Annotated in this window: 14 protein-coding genes and 1 pseudogene; 9 read left to right on the forward strand and 6 right to left on the reverse strand. The window is 74.8% G+C overall.

Annotated elements, in window-relative coordinates; genetic code table 11:
* A partial coding sequence (gene ftsL, locus LG632_RS24825; RefSeq protein WP_374203570.1) for a cell division protein FtsL occupies positions 1–386 on the reverse strand: 386 nt, incomplete at its 3' end.
* Positions 387–423: 37 nt separating this feature from the next.
* Positions 424–1,383 carry a 16S rRNA (cytosine(1402)-N(4))-methyltransferase RsmH gene (rsmH, locus tag LG632_RS24830; RefSeq protein WP_226729779.1) on the reverse strand — a complete coding sequence of 320 codons (960 nt, stop codon included), beginning with the start codon at positions 1,381–1,383 and terminating at the stop codon, positions 424–426.
* Positions 1,384–1,689: 306 nt separating this feature from the next.
* Here rsmH and LG632_RS24835 point away from each other — a divergent pair, with 306 nt between their 5' ends.
* From LG632_RS24835 to LG632_RS24850, 4 genes are all read left to right on the forward strand, one after another.
* Positions 1,690–2,241 carry a beta-class carbonic anhydrase gene (locus tag LG632_RS24835; RefSeq protein ID WP_226729780.1) on the forward strand — a complete coding sequence of 184 codons (552 nt, stop codon included), beginning with the start codon at positions 1,690–1,692 and terminating at the stop codon, positions 2,239–2,241.
* A gap of 148 nt (positions 2,242–2,389) precedes the next feature.
* On the forward strand, positions 2,390–3,400 hold the full coding sequence (locus LG632_RS24840) for an AAA family ATPase (protein WP_226729781.1): 1,011 nt from the start codon (positions 2,390–2,392) through the stop codon (positions 3,398–3,400).
* Positions 3,400–4,755, forward strand: coding sequence for a DUF58 domain-containing protein (locus tag LG632_RS24845; RefSeq protein WP_226729782.1), 1,356 nt, complete (start codon positions 3,400–3,402; stop codon positions 4,753–4,755). Before LG632_RS24840 ends, LG632_RS24845 begins: the two co-directional genes overlap by 1 nt.
* The gene (locus LG632_RS24850) at positions 4,752–7,190 is read left to right on the forward strand and encodes a transglutaminase TgpA family protein (RefSeq protein ID WP_226729783.1); all 2,439 of its coding nucleotides are present in this window, start codon (positions 4,752–4,754) and stop codon (positions 7,188–7,190) included. Before LG632_RS24845 ends, LG632_RS24850 begins: the two co-directional genes overlap by 4 nt.
* 328 nt (positions 7,191–7,518) lie before the next feature.
* Here LG632_RS24850 and LG632_RS24855 read toward each other — a convergent pair whose 3' ends face one another.
* From LG632_RS24855 to LG632_RS24865, 3 genes are read right to left on the reverse strand one after another with little or no spacing between them, the layout of a single operon-like run.
* Entirely contained in the window at positions 7,519–8,172 is a 654-nt protein-coding gene (locus tag LG632_RS24855; protein WP_226729784.1) for a TetR/AcrR family transcriptional regulator, read from the reverse strand.
* 22 nt (positions 8,173–8,194) lie between these two features.
* Entirely contained in the window at positions 8,195–10,285 is a 2,091-nt protein-coding gene (locus LG632_RS24860; RefSeq protein ID WP_226729785.1) for a YhgE/Pip family protein, read from the reverse strand.
* Positions 10,257–11,162, reverse strand: coding sequence for an ATP-binding cassette domain-containing protein (locus LG632_RS24865; protein ID WP_226729786.1), 906 nt, complete (start codon positions 11,160–11,162; stop codon positions 10,257–10,259). Before LG632_RS24865 ends, LG632_RS24860 begins: the two co-directional genes overlap by 29 nt.
* A gap of 186 nt (positions 11,163–11,348) precedes the next feature.
* On the opposite strand from LG632_RS24865, the gene LG632_RS24870 reads away from it, so the two are divergent.
* The 5 genes from LG632_RS24870 (at position 11,349) to LG632_RS24890 (ending at position 15,616) form a co-directional block, all read left to right on the forward strand.
* Entirely contained in the window at positions 11,349–11,822 is a 474-nt protein-coding gene (locus tag LG632_RS24870) for an SAV_6107 family HEPN domain-containing protein (RefSeq protein WP_125643888.1), read from the forward strand.
* Between the two features lie 76 nt (positions 11,823–11,898).
* Positions 11,899–12,657 (forward strand): class I SAM-dependent methyltransferase, encoded by a 759-nt coding sequence (locus tag LG632_RS24875; protein ID WP_226729787.1) that lies wholly within the window; start codon positions 11,899–11,901, stop codon positions 12,655–12,657.
* 312 nt (positions 12,658–12,969) lie between these two features.
* Complete coding sequence (locus LG632_RS24880; RefSeq protein ID WP_226729788.1) at positions 12,970–13,365, forward strand: SCO2097 family morphological protein; 396 nt, start codon at positions 12,970–12,972, stop codon at positions 13,363–13,365.
* A gap of 99 nt (positions 13,366–13,464) precedes the next feature.
* The gene (locus LG632_RS24885; protein ID WP_226729789.1) at positions 13,465–14,106 is read left to right on the forward strand and encodes a DUF4126 domain-containing protein; all 642 of its coding nucleotides are present in this window, start codon (positions 13,465–13,467) and stop codon (positions 14,104–14,106) included.
* A 10-nt stretch (positions 14,107–14,116) separates the two neighbouring features.
* Positions 14,117–15,616 (forward strand): phytoene desaturase family protein, encoded by a 1,500-nt coding sequence (locus LG632_RS24890; protein WP_226729790.1) that lies wholly within the window; start codon positions 14,117–14,119, stop codon positions 15,614–15,616.
* 145 nt (positions 15,617–15,761) lie between these two features.
* Here LG632_RS24890 and LG632_RS24895 read toward each other — a convergent pair.
* Positions 15,762–16,297, reverse strand: a pseudogene (locus tag LG632_RS24895) (hypothetical protein); the annotation flags it as partial.

Raw genomic sequence — 16,297 nt, forward strand, 5'->3', positions numbered from 1 at the left:
GGGGGCGGGGCCTCGGCCGCGGTGGCCGCGCCGCTGACCTTGCCGTCGGTGCCGAGGAAGACGGGGCTGCCGCCCGGCACCAGGCCCAGTTCGCGGGCCCGGCGCTCCAGGGCGTCGGGCGCGGAGTGCGCGTCGACGTCGCGCTGCAGGGCCTGCTGCTCGTCGGTGAGGGCGGTGGTCTCCTTCTTCAGCCGGCTCAGCTGGAAGGAGCCCTCGTTGAGCGCCGAGTTCAGCAGCAGCAGGCTGATCAGTCCGCCGCCCAGGAGGGCCACGACCAGCAGCACGAAGGGGGTGCGGGCCGCCTGCCCGCCGCTCTTCCCGGCGGGGCGGACCGTCCTGGTCCGCCCCAGGCGCATACGCGTCAGCGTGGCCGCCCCTTTGCTCACCAGACCTCCTCGTGCTCCGCCGCCGCAGCGGCCGGGCTCACAGATTCGCCTCGCGGATGCGCTCGACGCCGCGGAACCGTGCCGGGGCCGCCCGCCGGTTCTCGGCGATCTCCTCCTCCGTGGGAAGTTCGGCGCCGCGGGTCAGGAGCTTGAGCTTGGGCTGGTACTTCTCCGGCACCACCGGCAGGCCGGGCGGCGCGGTGCTGGCCGCGCCCGCCGCGAAGACCTGCTTGACCAGGCGGTCCTCCAGGGAGTGGTACGACAGCACGGCGATCCGGCCGCCGACCGCGATCCGGTCCACGGCCGCCGGGATGGCCCGCTCCAGGACGGCCAGCTCGCCGTTGACCTCGATGCGCAGCGCCTGGAAGGTGCGCTTGGCCGGGTTGCCGCCGGTGCGCTTGGCGGCCTGCGGCAGGGCGTCGCGGATCAGCTCGACCAGGCGGGCGCTGGTGGTGAAGGGTTCCTTCTCGCGTTCGCGCACCACGGCCGCGACGATCCGCTTGGCCTGCTTCTCCTCGCCGTAGGCCCGCAGGATCCGCACCAGTTCGCCGGCCGGGTACGTGTTGAGCACCTCGGCGGCGCTCATGCCGACGGTCTGGTCCATGCGCATGTCCAGCGGCGCGTCCTGGGCGTACGCGAAGCCGCGGTCGGCCTCGTCGAGCTGCATGGAGGAGACGCCGAGGTCGAAGAGGATGCCCTGCACGGTGGGCAGGCCGAGCCGGTCGAGGACCTCGGGCAGTTCGTCGTAGACGGCGTGGACCAGCGTGGCGCGGTCCCCGTAGGGCGCCAGGCGCTCGGCGGACAGCCGCAGGGCCTCCGTGTCGCGGTCCAGGCCGATCAGGCGGACCTCGGGGAAGCGCCGCAGCATGGCCTCGCTGTGCCCGCCGAGCCCGAGGGTGCAGTCGACCACGACCGCGCCGGGCTCCTGAAGTGCCGGGGCCAACAGGTCCAGGCACCGCTGGAGCATCACCGGGACATGTCGGGACTCGCTACTCACAGCGCCCTCTCAAGCTAACGGCGCGGCACGCGTACGCGCCGCGCACGCGGGATTCGGCAGGGCCGGGCGGCCGGTCGGGACCGGGCCCGGGCCGGTTCGCGCCACTTTAGTCGACGGCTCCCCGCGCGGGGCGAACCGGCCCGCGCCCGGTGTGCCCCGCCCCCGCCCAACCCCCGAAAGCGGCGAATCACCCGGTCGGCGGCCCCCGGCCCACCCCTGTGGGTTAGCTCACAACAAGGTGCGTTGACGTTCTTTGTCCCTCCTCACGCCCTGCCCGCACCGACCGTGACCACTAACGTCGTAGTCATGACGACCTCCGCGCACCTCCCTGGCCACTCCTCCTCGCCGGCCGCCGGCGGCGACAGCGTCACCGAGCGGCTGGTCGACGCGAACCGCCACTACGCCGAGTCCTTCACCGACCCCGGCATGGACGCCCGGCCGGTCCTCCGGGTCGCCGTCGTGGCCTGTATGGACGCCCGCCTCGACCTGCACGCCGCGCTCGGCCTGGAGCTCGGCGACTGCCACACCATCCGCAACGCCGGCGGTGTGGTGACCGACGACGTGATCCGTTCGCTCACCATCAGCCAGCGGGCGCTGGGCACCCGCAGTGTGATACTCATCCACCACACCGGCTGCGGCCTGGAGAGCCTCACCGAGGACTTCCGGCACGAGCTGGAGGACGAGGTCGGCCAGCGTCCGGCCTGGGCCGTGGAGGCGTTCCGCGACGTCGACCAGGACGTGCGCCAGTCCATGCAGCGGGTCCGGACCAACCCCTTCCTGCTGCACAAGGACGATGTGCGAGGCTTCGTCTTCGACGTGCACACCGGGCTCCTGCGGGAGATCGATCCCGCCTCGTAGGTGACACAAGTGAGTGACACCGGGCCGTGCAGCCGTCAAGAATGCGGGGAGACGCCGCCGGGAACCCTTCCCGACCGGCGTCCCTGTTTCGGGGTGGGCCGGTGATGCGCCGTGGGCGTCGGCCCGGGAAAGGGCCGAGGAGAACCTGGTGACGACCTTTGACGACCGTGCGAGCCTCGCGGATCTGACCACGACGGCGGACCGGGTCCGCCGCTCCGTGGAGCGCGTGATCGAGGGCAAGCCCGAGGTCGTACGGCTCGCGCTGACCGTGCTGCTCGCCGAGGGACACCTCCTGATCGAGGACGTCCCCGGCGTCGGCAAGACGATGCTGGCCAAGACGCTGGCCCGGTCCATCGACTGCTCGGTGCAGCGGATCCAGTTCACCCCGGACCTGCTGCCCTCCGACATCACCGGCGTCAGCATCTACGACCAGCAGCGCCGCGAGTTCGAGTTCAAGCCGGGCGCGATCTTCGCCCAGATCGTGATCGGCGACGAGATCAACCGCGCCTCGCCCAAGACGCAGTCGGCGCTGCTGGAGTCGATGGAGGAGCGCCAGGTCACCGTCGACGGCGCCACCTACGAGCTGCCCTCGCCGTTCATGGTCGTCGCCACCCAGAACCCGGTGGAGATGGAGGGCACCTACCCGCTGCCCGAGGCCCAGCGCGACCGCTTCATGGCCCGCGTCTCGGTCGGCTACCCCAGCCCCGAGGCCGAGCTGCAGATGCTGGACGTGCACGGCGGGATCTCCCCGCTCGACGACCTCCAGCCGGTCGCGCACGCCCACGACGTGGTCAAGCTGATCGAGGCCGTGCGCGACGTGTACGTCGCCGAGCCCGTGCGGCGTTACGTCGTGGACCTGGTCTCGGCCACCCGGCACCACCCCGACCTGCGGCTGGGCGCCTCCCCGCGCGCCACCTTGCACCTGCTGCGCGCGGTGAAGGCCTCCGCGGCCCTGTCCGGGCGCGACTACGTGCTGCCCGACGACGTCCAGGCGCTGGCCGGGCCGGTCCTCGCGCACCGGCTGCTGCCGACCGCGCAGGCCCAGCTCGCCCGGCGCACCGCCGAGCAGGTCGTCGGCGACATCCTCCAGCGCACCCCGGTCCCCAGCGCCCAGGTGCGCGGTGAGCAGCCGCCCGGCGCGGGCGTGCGGGGCTTCTGATGGCGGCCGGTGCCCGTGACGGTGCCGGCGGCGAGCGCACGGGCCTGCGCACGGCCCTGTCGGGGCTGACCACCCGCGGCCGGTCGTTCCTGGCCGCCGGGGTCGCCGCCGCCGCCTGCGCCTACGTCCTGGGCCAGGACGACCTGCTGCGGGTCGGCCTGCTGCTCGCCGTGCTGCCGCTGGTCTGCGTCTACGCCCTGCACCGCACCCGGTACCGGGTCTCCGGCAGCCGCCGGCTGACGCCGATGCGGGTGGCGGCGGGCGGCGAGGCCCGGGTGCAGCTGCGGCTGGACAACGTCTCCCGGCTGCCCACCGGGCTGCTCATGCTCCAGGACCGGGTGCCCTACGTGCTGGGCCCGCGGCCCCGCTTCGTGCTGGACCGGGTGGAGCCGGGCGGCCGCCGCGAGGTGTCCTACCGGGTCCGCTCCGACCTGCGCGGCCGCTACCCGCTGGGCCCGCTCCAGCTGCGCCTGACCGACCCGTTCGGGCTGGTCGAGCTGACCCGATCGTTCAGCTCCTACGACACCCTCACCGTGGTCCCGCGCACCGAGCCGCTGCCGCCGGTGCCGCTGGCCGGCGAGGCGGGCGGCTACGGCGACGGCAGCCGGCGCTCGCTGGCGCTGGCCGGCGACGACGACGTCATCCCGCGCACCTACCGCCACGGCGACGACCTGCGCCGGGTGCACTGGCGCTCCACCGCCCGCTACGGCGAGCTGATGGTGCGCCGGGAGGAGCAGCCGCAGCGCAGCCGGGCCACCGTGCTGCTGGACACCCGGCGCCTGGCGTACGAGGGCGGCGGGCCGGACTCGGCCTTCGAGTGGGCGGTCTCGGCGGCCGCCTCGGTGCTGGTGCACCTGCTGGAGCGCGGGTTCTCGGTGCGGCTGCTGACCGACACCGGGAACACCGCGGGCGACGGCGGCAGCTCCTTCTCCGCCGCCGGCCACGAGGCCGCCGAGGCGGCCGGGCTGATGATGGACACCCTGGCGGTGATCGGGCACTCCGACGGCGCCGGGCTCTCCCGCGCCCACGACGCGCTGCGTGCCGAACGGGGCGAGGGCATGCTGGTCGCCTTCCTCGGCGACCTGGACGACGCGCAGACGGCGCTGGCGGCCAAGCTGCGGCCGAAGAACGGGGCCGCGCTGGCCTTCGTCCTGGACTCGGCCGCGTGGACGGGCGTGCCGCCGCAGGAGCCGGCGGTGCCGGACCGGCACGAGCGGCTGCGCCGGCTGGCCGAGGCGGGCTGGACGGCGGTGGACGTGCCACCGGGAGCCGGCTTCGGCGACCTGTGGCGGATGGCGGCACGGAACCCGGCCGGGCCGGGCACCCAGGCGAGTACTTCCGGGGAGTGGGCATGAGCGGGCGCGCGCGACTGACGATCTTCTCGTTGCTGGCGACGCTGCTGACCTCGGCCGCACTGCTGCCGCTGGTGCGCCCGGCGACCTGGCTGCTCCAGGGCGCGGTCCTGCTGGCCGTGCAGAGCGGGGTCGGGGCGGTGGCCCGGCGGATCCCGCTGGCGCGTTCGCTGACGGTCGCCGCGCAGGTGCTGGTGTCGCTGCTGCTGCTCGCGCTGCTGTTCATCGGCGAGGGCGAGGGGACCGCCGGCGGCGGGGCGCTGTCGTACCTGCTGACGGACTTCGGCGGGCTGTTCCGCCAAGGCGTCCAGGACGTGTCGGAGTTCGCCATCCCGGCGCCGCTGACGCCCGGGATCCGGCTGCTGCTGGTCTGCGGCGTGCTGGTGGTCGGCCTGCTCGTGGACCTGCTGGCGGTGACCTTCCGGACCGCCGCCGCGGCCGGTCTGCCGCTGCTGGCGCTGTACTCGGTGGCCGCCGGGCTGTCCGGCAGCGGCGCGTCCTGGCTGTGGTTCCTGCTGGCCGGCTCCGGCTACCTGCTGCTGCTCCTGGCCGAGGGCCGGGACCGGCTGGCCCAGTGGGGCCGGGTCTTCGGCGGGGCGCCGCGCACCGGCGGGCCCGGGGCCGGGGCCGGCAGCCACGGCGGGGCCCTGGAGGGCGGCCGGGCGCTGGCGCCCGTACGCACCGGCCGGCGGATCGGCGCGGTGGCGCTCGGCATCGCGCTGGCGCTGCCGGCGGCGCTGCCCGCGCTGAACGGCGGCCTGCTGGACGACAGCGGCAAGGGCGGCGACAACGGCAAGGGCGGCCCCGGCGGCACCATCTCCGCGGTCAACCCGCTGGTGTCGCTGCAGAGCAGCCTGAACTCCCAGGACAACCGGGAGGTGCTGCGCTACCGCACCGACAACCGGCAGGTCTCCGACCAGTACCTGCGGATCCTGGCGCTCGACGAGTTCAACGGCGTCAAGTGGGAGGCCTCCGGCCGCTCCCTGACCGACGTGCCCGCCCGGCTGCCCGCCCCGCAGGGGCTCGGCGACCAGGTGCGGCTGACCGCCACCGAGGTGCGCACCAGCATCTCGGCGGCCGGCACCTACGGCCAGCGCTACCTGCCGATGCCGTACCCGGCGACGCAGGTGGACATCCCCGGGCGCTGGCGGTACGAGCCGGCCGGGCGGACGCTGGTCGGCGACCAGACGGGCAAGGACAAGTTCCAGACCGTGCAGGGCGTGCAGTACACCGTGCGCAGTCTGCTCCTGCGGCCGACCGCCCAGCAGCTGTCGGCGGCGCCGCCGCCGCCCGCGGCGGTGCTGAGCGAGTACACCCAGCTGCCGGACAACCTGCCGTCGGTCGTCGCCGAGACGGCGCGGCAGGTCACCAGGGGCGCGCGGGACAACTACGCCAAGGCGGTCAAGCTCCAGGACTGGTTCGCCGAGGACGGCGGCTTCCGCTACGACACGAAGGTGTCGTCGGGCACGGGCTCGCAGGCCATCGAGCGGTTCCTGAGGGACCGGGAGGGCTTCTGCATCCACTTCTCGTTCTCGATGGCGGCGATGGCCCGCTCGCTCGGCATCCCCGCGCGGGTCGCGGTCGGCTTCACGCCGGGCACCCAGCAGGCCGACGGCAGCATGGTCGTCAGCATGAAGAACGCCCACGCCTGGCCCGAGCTGTACTTCGAGGGCGTGGGCTGGACCCGCTTCGAGCCGACGCCGGGGCAGGGCACCACGCCCGACTACACGCGCCCCGAGACGCCGGTGACCCAGCCGACCGCGCCGACGGCGCTGCCCTCGCAGAGCGCGCAGGCGCCGGCCCCGGCGCCCTCGCAGTCGCAGGACTGCCCGCCGGAGCTGAAGAAGCTCGGCGAGTGCGGTGGCCCGGTGGCCGGGCAGGACGCCGGCTCGGGCTCGGGCGGCCCGTCGGCCGGGACGATCGCCGGCTGGACGGCCGTGGTCGTCGCGGCGCTGGTCCTGCCGCTGCTGCCGATGCTGTGGCGGGGCCGGGTCCGGGCCCGCCGGCTGGGCCGGCAGGAGGTGCTCAGCGCCTGGCGGGAGCTCGGCGACGCCGCCTGGGACGTCGGGATCCCGCCGGACGGGGCGCTCTCGCCGCGGCGTGCGGCGCAGCGGGTGGCGGTGCTGGGCAAGCTGGAGCGGGACGCCGCCGACGCGGCGCTGCGGGTGGCTGCCTCGGTGGAGCGGCTGCTGTACGCGCCGCCGGGCACCTCGGCCGGGTACGAGGGCCTCGCGGCGGACGTGCTGCTGGTGCGGGCCGGGCTGCTGGCGGGTGCCGGCCGGTGGGCCCGGCTGCGGGCGCTGCTGCTGCCGCGGTCGGCGGCCCGGGTGGGCCGGGCGCTCTCGGCCCGCTGGTCGGCGGTGGTCACGGCGGTGGCGGCCCGGCTGACGGCCTGGAAGGACCGCCTCCCGGCCCTGCCGCTGCGCGGGCGGGGCTGACCCGGACCCGGAGGCGGACGCAGACGCAGACGCAGACGCGGACGCAGAAGAACGCCGGTGCGGTCGGCCCGATCCCCCCGGGCCCGCCGCACCGGCGTTCCGTTTCCCCCTCCCCCGGGGGTCCGGAGCGAGGTGCCCGCTCCGCTCCGCGGCCCCGTGTCCGCGGTGCGGGCGGGCACCCCCGTCCGTGCCTCCCATTCTGCTGTTGCCGCAGGTGGGAGCCCATCCGTACGCATACTCATCCCGATGACTAGGTACGGATACCTAGTTGTACGCGGCCCGCGCGGCGCACGGCACCGCCGACCGGGTCACCGCGTCCGGCGGGTGCTCAGCGGCTTCCGCTCACCCGTCCGCGCAGCAGCAGCGACAGCGCCGAGTGGACGTCGTCCAGCGAGCGCTCCCGCTGGAAGGACTGCCAGTCGAGTGCGGCCACCAGCACCATCCCGACCAGCGCCGCGGCGGTCAGCTGCACATCGATCTCGCCGCTGAGCTCGCCCCGCTCGACGCCCTCGCGCAGCACCGTCTCCACCACGGCCACCGCCTCCTGCCGGACCACCATGAGGGTGGACTGCCAGGCCCGGTTGGTGCGCCAGAGCTCGGCGACGTAGAGCTGGGTGAAGGCCGGGTAGCGGTCGATGAAGACCAGGCCGGCCCGGATCATCGCGTCCAGGGCCTCGATTCGGCTGCCGCCGCGCTGCTCGGTCTCGTCGGCGGCGGCCCGCAGCGAGGCGGTCAGCAGGCCGACCCCGTGCCGCAGCAGCTCCTCGAAGAGCTCGGTCTTGCTCGCGAAGTTGTAGTAGACGGTGCCCTTCGCGACCCCCGCGCGCTCGGCGATCTCGTCGACCGTGGTCGCGGAGAAGCCCTGTTCGGCGATGAGGGTGACGGCCGCTTCGTAGAGCTTCTGGCGCGTGGCCTGCCGGCGCGTCGCGCCGGGGGCCGGGCCGGGACCGGCGGCGGGGCCGGTGCTGGTGCTGCTGTCCATGGCGCTGATTGTCACAGGTCCTCTACAGGCTCAGTTCCGGGTGCAGGCGGTCCATGGTCCACACCTGCTTGCCGCGGGCGGCCAGCGCGGTCAGGGCCAGGGCGCCCACGGTGAAGGCCGCCAGGACCGCGCAGCTCTGCCAGACGACGGCGAGGTCGCCGCCGGTGATGAGCCGGCGCAGGCTCTCCACGACCCAGGACATCGGCAGGTAGGGGTGGACCGCGTTGAAGAAGCCGGGGCTGGTCTGGATCGGGTACGTACCGCCGGCCGAGGTCAGCTGGAGCATCAGCACCACCAGGACCAGGATCCGGCCGGCCGCGCCGAACTTGGCGTTCAGCCACTGCACGATCGCCGCGAAGCAGCCGGTGACCAGGGCGAGGAAGCCGACGGTGGCGGCGGGGTGGGTCATCTCCAGGCCGAGGCCCCAGTGGAGCACGGCCATCAGCATGGCGACCTGGGCCACGCCGAGCGAGGCGACGGGGAGCCAGCCGGCCAGGGCGATCCGCCAGGGCGAGGCACCGGAGGCCAGGGCGCGCCGGTTGAGCGGCTGGATCAGCATGTAGGCGACCATCGCGCCGACCCAGAGGGAGAGCGGGATGAAGTACGGGGCGAAGCCGGTGCCGTAGTTGGGCGCCTTGTGCAGGGACTCGTTGGCGAGCTTGATCGGGTCGGCCATCACCTCGGTGCGGCCGTCGCGCTGCTGCTGGTCGTAGTCGGGGATCTGCCCGGCGCCGTCGTGCAGGCCGCCCGCCAGGGCGCCGTTGCCGTCGGCCACCTTGAAGATGCCGCCGCTGAGGCTGTGGGCGCCGTCGCCGAGCTTGCCGACACCGGTGTCGATCTTGGCGGAGCCGTTGGTGGCGGAGCCGAGTCCCTTGTGGAGCTCGGCCATGCCGTTCGCCACCTTCTGGGCGCCGTCGTTGAGGGCGTTGACGTCGGAGACGGCCTTGGTGAGGTCGGCGGAGAGCGAGGGGCCCTTGGCGACGAGCTCGTTGGCCTTCTTCTCCAGCGTGGTCAGCTGGGCGCGGAGCTTGTTGAGGTCGCCGCCGGAGTTCTTGACCAGGGTGTTGGCGTCGGCCGCGAGGACGGCGGCCTCGGCCGCGTCGTCCCGGACCTTCTTCAGCTTGGGGCAGGAGGCGGGCGCCGGCTGGGTGCCGGTGTTGGTGCACATCTGCGTGTAGACGTCGGCGGCGCCGGTGGAGACCCGCTTGCTGGCGGCCTCGGCGGCCGGGGCCTTCTTGGCGAAGGTCTCCAGGTGCGTGTTGACCGTCTTCGCGGTGTCGGCGACCAGCCGCGCGGTGTCGATGATCTGCTGCTGGTTCTCCTGGAGGAACGGCTGCGCCTTGGCGTTGATGCCGTTGACCTTGTCCGCCAGGGACTGGGTGCCGTTGGCGACGCCGCGCGAGCCGGTCTTGAGCTTGCCGGCCGCGCCGTTGAGGGTGCGCAGGCCGTCGGTGAGCTCGCCGGTCTTCTCCTTGGCGGTGTCGAGCTTGTCCGCCAGCTCGGCGGCGCCCTTCTGGGCGCGGGAGGCGCCGTCGGCGAGCTTGTCGGCGTTGCCGGCGGCCTCGGCGGTCTTGTCGTGCAGGTCGGAGAAGCTGACGAAGATCTTGTCGTAGAAGCCGCGGGAGGCGTTGGTGGACGCGGCCGCGCGGACCTCGGAGAAGACGGTGCGGGAGATCGATCCGACCACGTAGTTGTTGCCGTCGTTGGTCTTGACCTGGAGGGCGCTGGTGGCGGGGTCGTCGCCGGAGCTGGAGGCGATCTTCTCGCTGAAGTCGGCGGGCATGGTCAGGGACAGGTAGTACGTCCCGTTCTCCAGGCCCTTGGCCGCCTGCTCGGCGCTGACCTGCTTCCAGTCGAAGGTCTTGCTGTCCAGCAGCTTCTTGGTGATCTCGTCACCGGCCTGGATCCGCTTGCCGTCCACGGTGGCGCCGCGGTCGGCGTTGACCAGCGCGACCGGCACCTTGTCGAGGCGGCTGTACGGGTCCCAGAACGAGCAGAGGTACAGGCCGCCGTAGAGCAGCGGCAGCAGGAGCAGCGCCACGAGCGCGGCCCGGGGCAGCTTGCCCCGGCCGAACCGCTTGAGCTCAAGCGCGGCGAGCTTCGGCGAGCGCATCCTCGTCGGTCCCCTTCGTGGTGTCGTCGGTGGTGTCGGTGGCCGCGGCGGCGGACCCGGGCCCGGCGGGCTCGGTCGGCTCGGTCGGCTCCGCGGGGGCGGTCGGCTCCGCGGGGGCGGTCGGCTCCGCGGGGGCGGTCGGCTCCGCGGGGGCGGGCTCGTCCCGCCCGGCGGGCGCGGCGGCGGGGGCCGTCCGCAGGACGAGGGCGTCCTGCGGGGCCTCGCTGCACACCGCGAGGACGGTGGTGCCCGCGGCGGCGACGCCGCGCAGCAGGGTCCACACCTCGGCGCGCTCGGCGTCGGAGAGCTTGAGGTCGGTGTCGTCCACGGCGAGCAGCCGGGGCCGGCCCAGCAGGGCGATGGCCACGGACAGCCGCAGGTACTCCAGCCGCTCCAGGTCCCGCACCGAGGTGCGCTCGGCCTTGGGCAGGGCGGCCAGGTCCAGCCCGGCCGAGGCCAGGGCCGCGTCGATCCGGGCCCGGGTGGCGGCGGCGCGTTCGGCCGGGCGCTTGAGCAGGGCCCGTACCGGTCCGTCGTAGCGGCGCTGGAGCAGCGCGGCTTCGCGCAGCTGCTCGGCGACGGTCAGGGCCTGGTCGAGGTCGGTGACGCCCGGCACGGGGCCGAGCGCGGCGACCTTGCGGACGGCGGCCAGGTGGCGCGGCAGCCGGTGCCCGGCGACCTCCGCGTGGCCGTGGGTGGCCTTCATCCGGCCGGTCAGGGCGAGGAGCAGGCAGGTCCGGCCGCTGCCGGAGGGCCCCTCGAGCGCGATCAGCGAACCGGGCGCGGCGTCGAGGCCGACCCCCCGGAACACCCAGCCGCGCGGTCCCTTGAGTCCGAAGTCCACGGCTTTGACGGCCGCGCCCTGCGGGCTGTCCACACCCTCCCCCTCCGTTTTGAACTGACTGGTCAGTTCAAAAACTACACCCCGAGGGGCGGATCCGCCCACCAGGGGGGCGAGTTGGCCCGGATGTCCCGGAACGTCGCAGGTCAGGGGCATTGTCAGTGGGGGGCGTCACGATGGGGTCAGCGCAACTCGACAGCACGCAACGACAGGAGGTTCGTCATGGCCACACCGTCCCCGTCCCCTGTCCACCCCGTCCTGCGGAGGTCGGCCGCGGAGCCGGCCGCCCTCGACCTGCTCGCCAAGGCCCACCAGGGCCTGGCCGAGGCCGCCCTGCTCGACCGGCCCAACGAGCGCTACGCCACCGCCCACCTCGCCGCCCTGCGCACGGCCGCGGCCGTGCTCGCCGCCCGGGGTCGGCCCGAGCCGGTCAACCCGCGGCGGCGGCCGCGCATCCGCAGCGCCTGGGAGGTGCTCCCCGAGATCGCCCCGGAGCTGGTCGAGTGGAGCGCGCTGTTCGCCTCCGGGGCCGCCCGGCGGGCCCGGGCCGAGGCGGGCATACCCGACGCGGCCAGCAGCCGGGACGCGGACGACCTGCTGCGCGCCGCCTCGATGTTCCTGCGCCTGGTGGAGCGGATGCTCGCCCTCCAGCCGGTGCTCCCCCAGCCACGCCCGGAGCGCCCGGACGCGGGATGACCGGCTCGGCTGCGGGAGGCAATAGGGTGGGAGGGCACGTTCGTCCCTCCCTTCCCGCGCCGAGGAGTCATCAGCCGTGTCGGACACTTCCCTCCCCCGTGCCTCCCTCCGCACCGCCGTGGTGTGGGAGGTCCTCAAGGAGGCCCTCGACCGCCGGGTCAAGGCGACCGGGCGGGACGTGCTCGACGTGCTGGACACCGGCGGCGGCACCGGCAAGTTCGCCGTCCCGGTGGCCCGGCTCGGCCACCGGGTGACCGTGGTCGACCCCAGCCCGAACGCGCTGTTCGGGCTGGAGCGCCGGGCCGCCGAGGAGGGCGTCGCCGACCTGGTGCGCGGCGTGCAGGGTGACGCCCAGGGCCTGCTGGACGTCGTCGAGCGCGAGGCGTACGACGTGGTGCTCTGCCACGGCGTCCTGGAGTACGTGGACGACCCCGCCGAGGGTGTGGCCAACGCCGTGGCCGCGCTGCGGCCCGGCGGCACGCTCAGCCTGCTCGGCGCCGGCCTCGGCGGGGCGGTGCTGGCCCGGGCGCTGGCCGGCCATTTCACCGAGGCCCGGACCGCGCTGACCGACCCGGCGGGCCGCTGGGGCGCCGGCGACCCGGTGCCGCGGCGGTTCACCGCCGACCAGCTCACCGAGCTGGTCGCGGGGGCCGGGCTCGCGGTCGGCGCCGTGCACGGCGTGCGGATCTTCGCGGACCTGGTGCCGGGCGTCCTGGTGGACACCGAGCCGGGGGCCGCGCAGGCCCTGCTGAAGCTGGAGGAGGCGGCCGCCGAGCTGCCCGCCTTCCACGCGGTCGCCACGCAGTTGCACGTCCTGGGCGAGAAGCAGGCCTGAACTGCGGCGCTGTCCGGCGGTCCGGTCTGCCGCAGACCCTCCGAACGGGCCGCCGGCGCCGTATGATCGAGGACACGCACCGGCATGGTGGACGGGCCTTCGGGGAATAACGGCCTCAGCGCCCGCCCACGCGACGGTACGGTTTGGCGCAATGTGGATGACAGTGCTTGGGGTGCAGTGCCTGTGGGGGCTGCGCTCTCGTCGAAAAGCAACGTGGCGTAGAGGGGCGGGTTTCACGGGGGCGATTCCCTGCCTATCCTGAAGGGGACCCCCGGTCGCTCCCCCCGCGACCGACGGATGAGGAGAACTCCCGTGCCGCTCTCGGAGCACGAGCAGCGAATGCTCGAACAGATGGAGCGAGCGCTGTACGCCGAAGATCCCAAGTTCGCGACAGCGCTTGAGGGAAGCGGGCTGCGCACGTACACCCGGCGACGGGTCTACCAGGCGGTCGCAGGCTTTCTGGTGGGTATCGCGCTCCTCATGACCGGAATGGTCGCGCCGAACCTGCTCTGGATCAGCGTGGTGGGCTTCCTCGTCATGCTGGGCTGTGCGGTTCTCGCGGTCACCGGATGGCGCAAGGCCCCCAAGCCGGGTGAGCACCCCGTCGGGCCGGCCGGCCCGGGCCGCGCTCACCCCCGGCAGCGCCGGTCGATGATGAACCGCATCGAGGAGCGGTGGCAGCGCCGCCGCGACGAGCAGGGCCACTGAGCCCGTAGCAGACCGAGCCCGAGGGGGCGGCCGCAGCTGGCGGCCGCCCCCTCGCGCGTTCACCCGACGGGCGCCGGGCCGCTGCGTCATGATGGCCGGGTGAGTGTGCTGCCCCTGGTCTTCACCAGCGGCTGGGCCAGCGGGATCAACGCCTATGCCGTGATCCTCCTGCTCGGCCTGTTCGGCGCGACCGGGCTCACCGACCAGGTGCCCGAGTCGCTCCAGCGCACCGACGTCCTGGTGGCCGCGGGCGTGCTGTTCCTCTGCGAGGCCGTCGCCGACAAGATCCCGTACGTGGACTCCGCCTGGGACGCCGTGCACACGGTGGTCCGGCCGGTCTCGGGGGCCGTCGTCGGCGCCCTGCTGGCCGGGCAGAGCGGCTCGCTGCCCGACCTGGCGGCCGGGGCCCTCGGCGGTTCCACGGCGCTGGCCAGCCACGCCGTCAAGGCCGGCACCCGGATGGCGATCAACACCTCCCCCGAACCGGTCAGCAACATCGTGATGAGCACCGCCGAGGACCTGGGCGTGGGCACCGTCGTCACCTTCGCGATGTTCCACCCGGAGGCCGCCGCGATCGTCGCCGCCGTCCTGCTGGCGGCCGGCCTCGCCCTCCTGGTCCACCTGGGGGCGCGGATCCGCCGCTTCCTGCGGCGCCGGGCCCAGCGCCGCGAGGAGAAGCGGCTGGCCGCCCTGGAGCGGACCGCCGCCCCGCCGGGCGGGCCCCGGGACGGCGGCGGATAAGGTCGGCCGCATGGCACGAATTGCGGTGATCGGCGCCGGGATGGGCGCGATGGCGACGGCCGCCCGGCTGGCGGTGGCGGGACACCGGGTGACGGTGTACGAGCGCGGCGACACCTACGGCGGCTCGCTCGGGCGCCACGCACGGGACGGCTTCGCCTTCGACACCGGCCCCGGCCTGCTGCACCTGCCGGCCGTCTACCGCGACCTGTTCGTCAAGACCGGCAAGCGGCCCCTGGAGGACTGCGTCGACCTGGTCCAGGTGGACCCGGCCGTGCGCCACCTGCTGGCCGACGGCACCGGCGTCAGCCTGCCGAACGCCTCCCGCGGCGGGGTCGCGGCCGTCCTGGACGAGGTCTTCGGCGCGGGCGCGGGAGCCCGCTGGAGCGGCGTCCTGGGCCGGGCCCGGGAGGCCTGGGACCGCACCCGCCGCCCCCTGCTCGAAGAGCCCCTGTGGCCGAACTGGGAGGTCCTGGGCCGCGAGCCCTACCCCGCCCTGCGCGGCAGCGGCCTGCTGCGCCGCCGCCCGCCGACCCTGGCGGAAGTGGCCCGGCGGGAGCTGGGCGGCCCGCTGGCGGCCCTGCTGGAGGTACCGGCGCTGGAACGGGGCCTCGCCCCGGCGGCCGTCCCCGCCTCGGCCGCGATCCTGCCGTACATGGAGCACACCTTCGGCAGCTGGTACGTCCGCGGCGGGATGCGGGCCCTGGCGACCGCCGTCTTCGAGCGCTGCCGCGAGCGGAAGGTGGAGTTCGTCCTCGGTGCGCAGGTCCGCGAGGTCCTGGTCCGCGACGGGCGGGCGGCCGGGCTGCTGCTGGCCGACGGCACCGAGGTGGCGGCCGACACCGTGGTCTGCGGGGCCGCTCCCGGCCCGCTGGTGGCCCCGGCGCTGCGCGGCGGGCGCTGGCCGGGCGGAGCGGTGCCGCCGCGGCCGGGCGGGCCCAGCCGGTTCACGGTGTTCCTGGCGCTGCGCGGCCCGCGCCCCGGGGGCACGGTCCACCGCACGGTGGTGCACTCCCCCGACCTGGCCGCGGAGGCCCGCACGGCGTTCGCCGGTGAGCACACCGAGCGGCCCACGGTCACCGTGCTGCGCCCCGACGACCCGACGACCCGTCCCGACGCCGCGCACGAGGCGGTCACCGTGAGCGCCGTCTGCGCCCCCCAGGGCGTCCTGGACTGGACGGACCCGTCCCTGGTGGCCCGGTACACCGAGCGGCTGCTCGACGCGGCCACCAGGGCGCTGCCGGACCTGCGGGAGCGGCTGCTGTGGCACGAGGTGCGCACCCCCGCCGACGTCGAGGCGGCCACCGGGGCGCCGGGCGGCGCGGTCCCCGCGCCCTCCCTGGCCGGGTCCGGCGCGGCCTTCCTGCACCCGTCGAACGCCGCCCCGCTTGCGGGGCTCTACCTGGCCGGCGGCTGGTCCCACCCCGGCGGCGGGCTGCCCCACGCGGGCATGACCGGCGCCCTGGTGACGGGGCTGATCGTGGAGGGCCCGGACTTCCGCGGCTCGCAGTGACCCCGGCGCGGCCCCGGCGTGCGTCGGGGCCGCGGCCGGGTACGCGGCGCGTGGTACCGGGGACCGCCGCCTGCTGCGGAGGCTGCCGGTACCGGGGCTGCCGGTACCAGTACGACCGGTACCGGGTCTGCCGGTACCGGTCGCGCTAGTACCGGTACTGCTCGTACTCCCCGGTGCCCTGGTACGGGTACCCCTGCGGGTGCGGGTACTGGGGCTCCTGCCCCGGGTAGGGCTGGGCCTGCGGGTACGGCGCGTCCGCGTCCCGCTGCTGCGGCACCCACACCCCGCCGGGCGGGGTGTCCGTGGCGTACTGCGGGTCGGTGTACTGCGGATAGCCGCCGTACGGCTGCGCGACGCCGCCGCCGGTGCCGATGTACGGGTCCGAGTAGGCGGCGTAGGTCTGCTGCTGCCCGTAGTCGTAACCGCCCTGGCCCTGCGGGTCGTAGTAGGCCGCGTACTGGTGGGAGTCCTGCTCGGGCATCCCGAACGGCGAGCCGAAGGCGGCGGTCTGCGCCGGGTCGGGCTGCCCGGCCTGCGCGGCGGGGGCGAAGCTCTGGATGCCGTACGAGCCGGTGTCCTCGTCCAGCGGCTGCGGGTGGTAGACCTCCTCGGCCGCCGCCTGCGCGCCCTGGGCGGCCCCGGCCCCGGCCGCGTCCTCGTACTCCAGCGCCGTGACCTCCA

Source organism: Streptomyces antimicrobicus (genome assembly GCF_020532625.1).
GTDB lineage: Bacteria > Actinomycetota > Actinomycetes > Streptomycetales > Streptomycetaceae > Streptomyces > Streptomyces antimicrobicus.

What these genes read in the sequence shown, in the direction of transcription:
- LG632_RS24835 (WP_226729780.1), top strand. Translation starts at nt 1,690, where the DNA reads ATGACGACCTCCGCGCACCTCCCTGGCCACTCCTCCTCGCCGGCCGCC.
- LG632_RS24845 (WP_226729782.1), top strand. Translation starts at nt 3,400, where the DNA reads ATGGCGGCCGGTGCCCGTGACGGTGCCGGCGGCGAGCGCACGGGCCTG.
- LG632_RS24850 (WP_226729783.1), top strand. Translation starts at nt 4,752, where the DNA reads ATGAGCGGGCGCGCGCGACTGACGATCTTCTCGTTGCTGGCGACGCTG.
- LG632_RS24855 (WP_226729784.1), bottom strand. Translation starts at nt 8,172, where the DNA reads ATGGACAGCAGCACCAGCACCGGCCCCGCCGCCGGTCCCGGCCCGGCC.
- LG632_RS24860 (WP_226729785.1), bottom strand. Translation starts at nt 10,285, where the DNA reads ATGCGCTCGCCGAAGCTCGCCGCGCTTGAGCTCAAGCGGTTCGGCCGG.
- LG632_RS24870 (WP_125643888.1), top strand. Translation starts at nt 11,349, where the DNA reads ATGGCCACACCGTCCCCGTCCCCTGTCCACCCCGTCCTGCGGAGGTCG.
- LG632_RS24890 (WP_226729790.1), top strand. Translation starts at nt 14,117, where the DNA reads ATGGCACGAATTGCGGTGATCGGCGCCGGGATGGGCGCGATGGCGACG.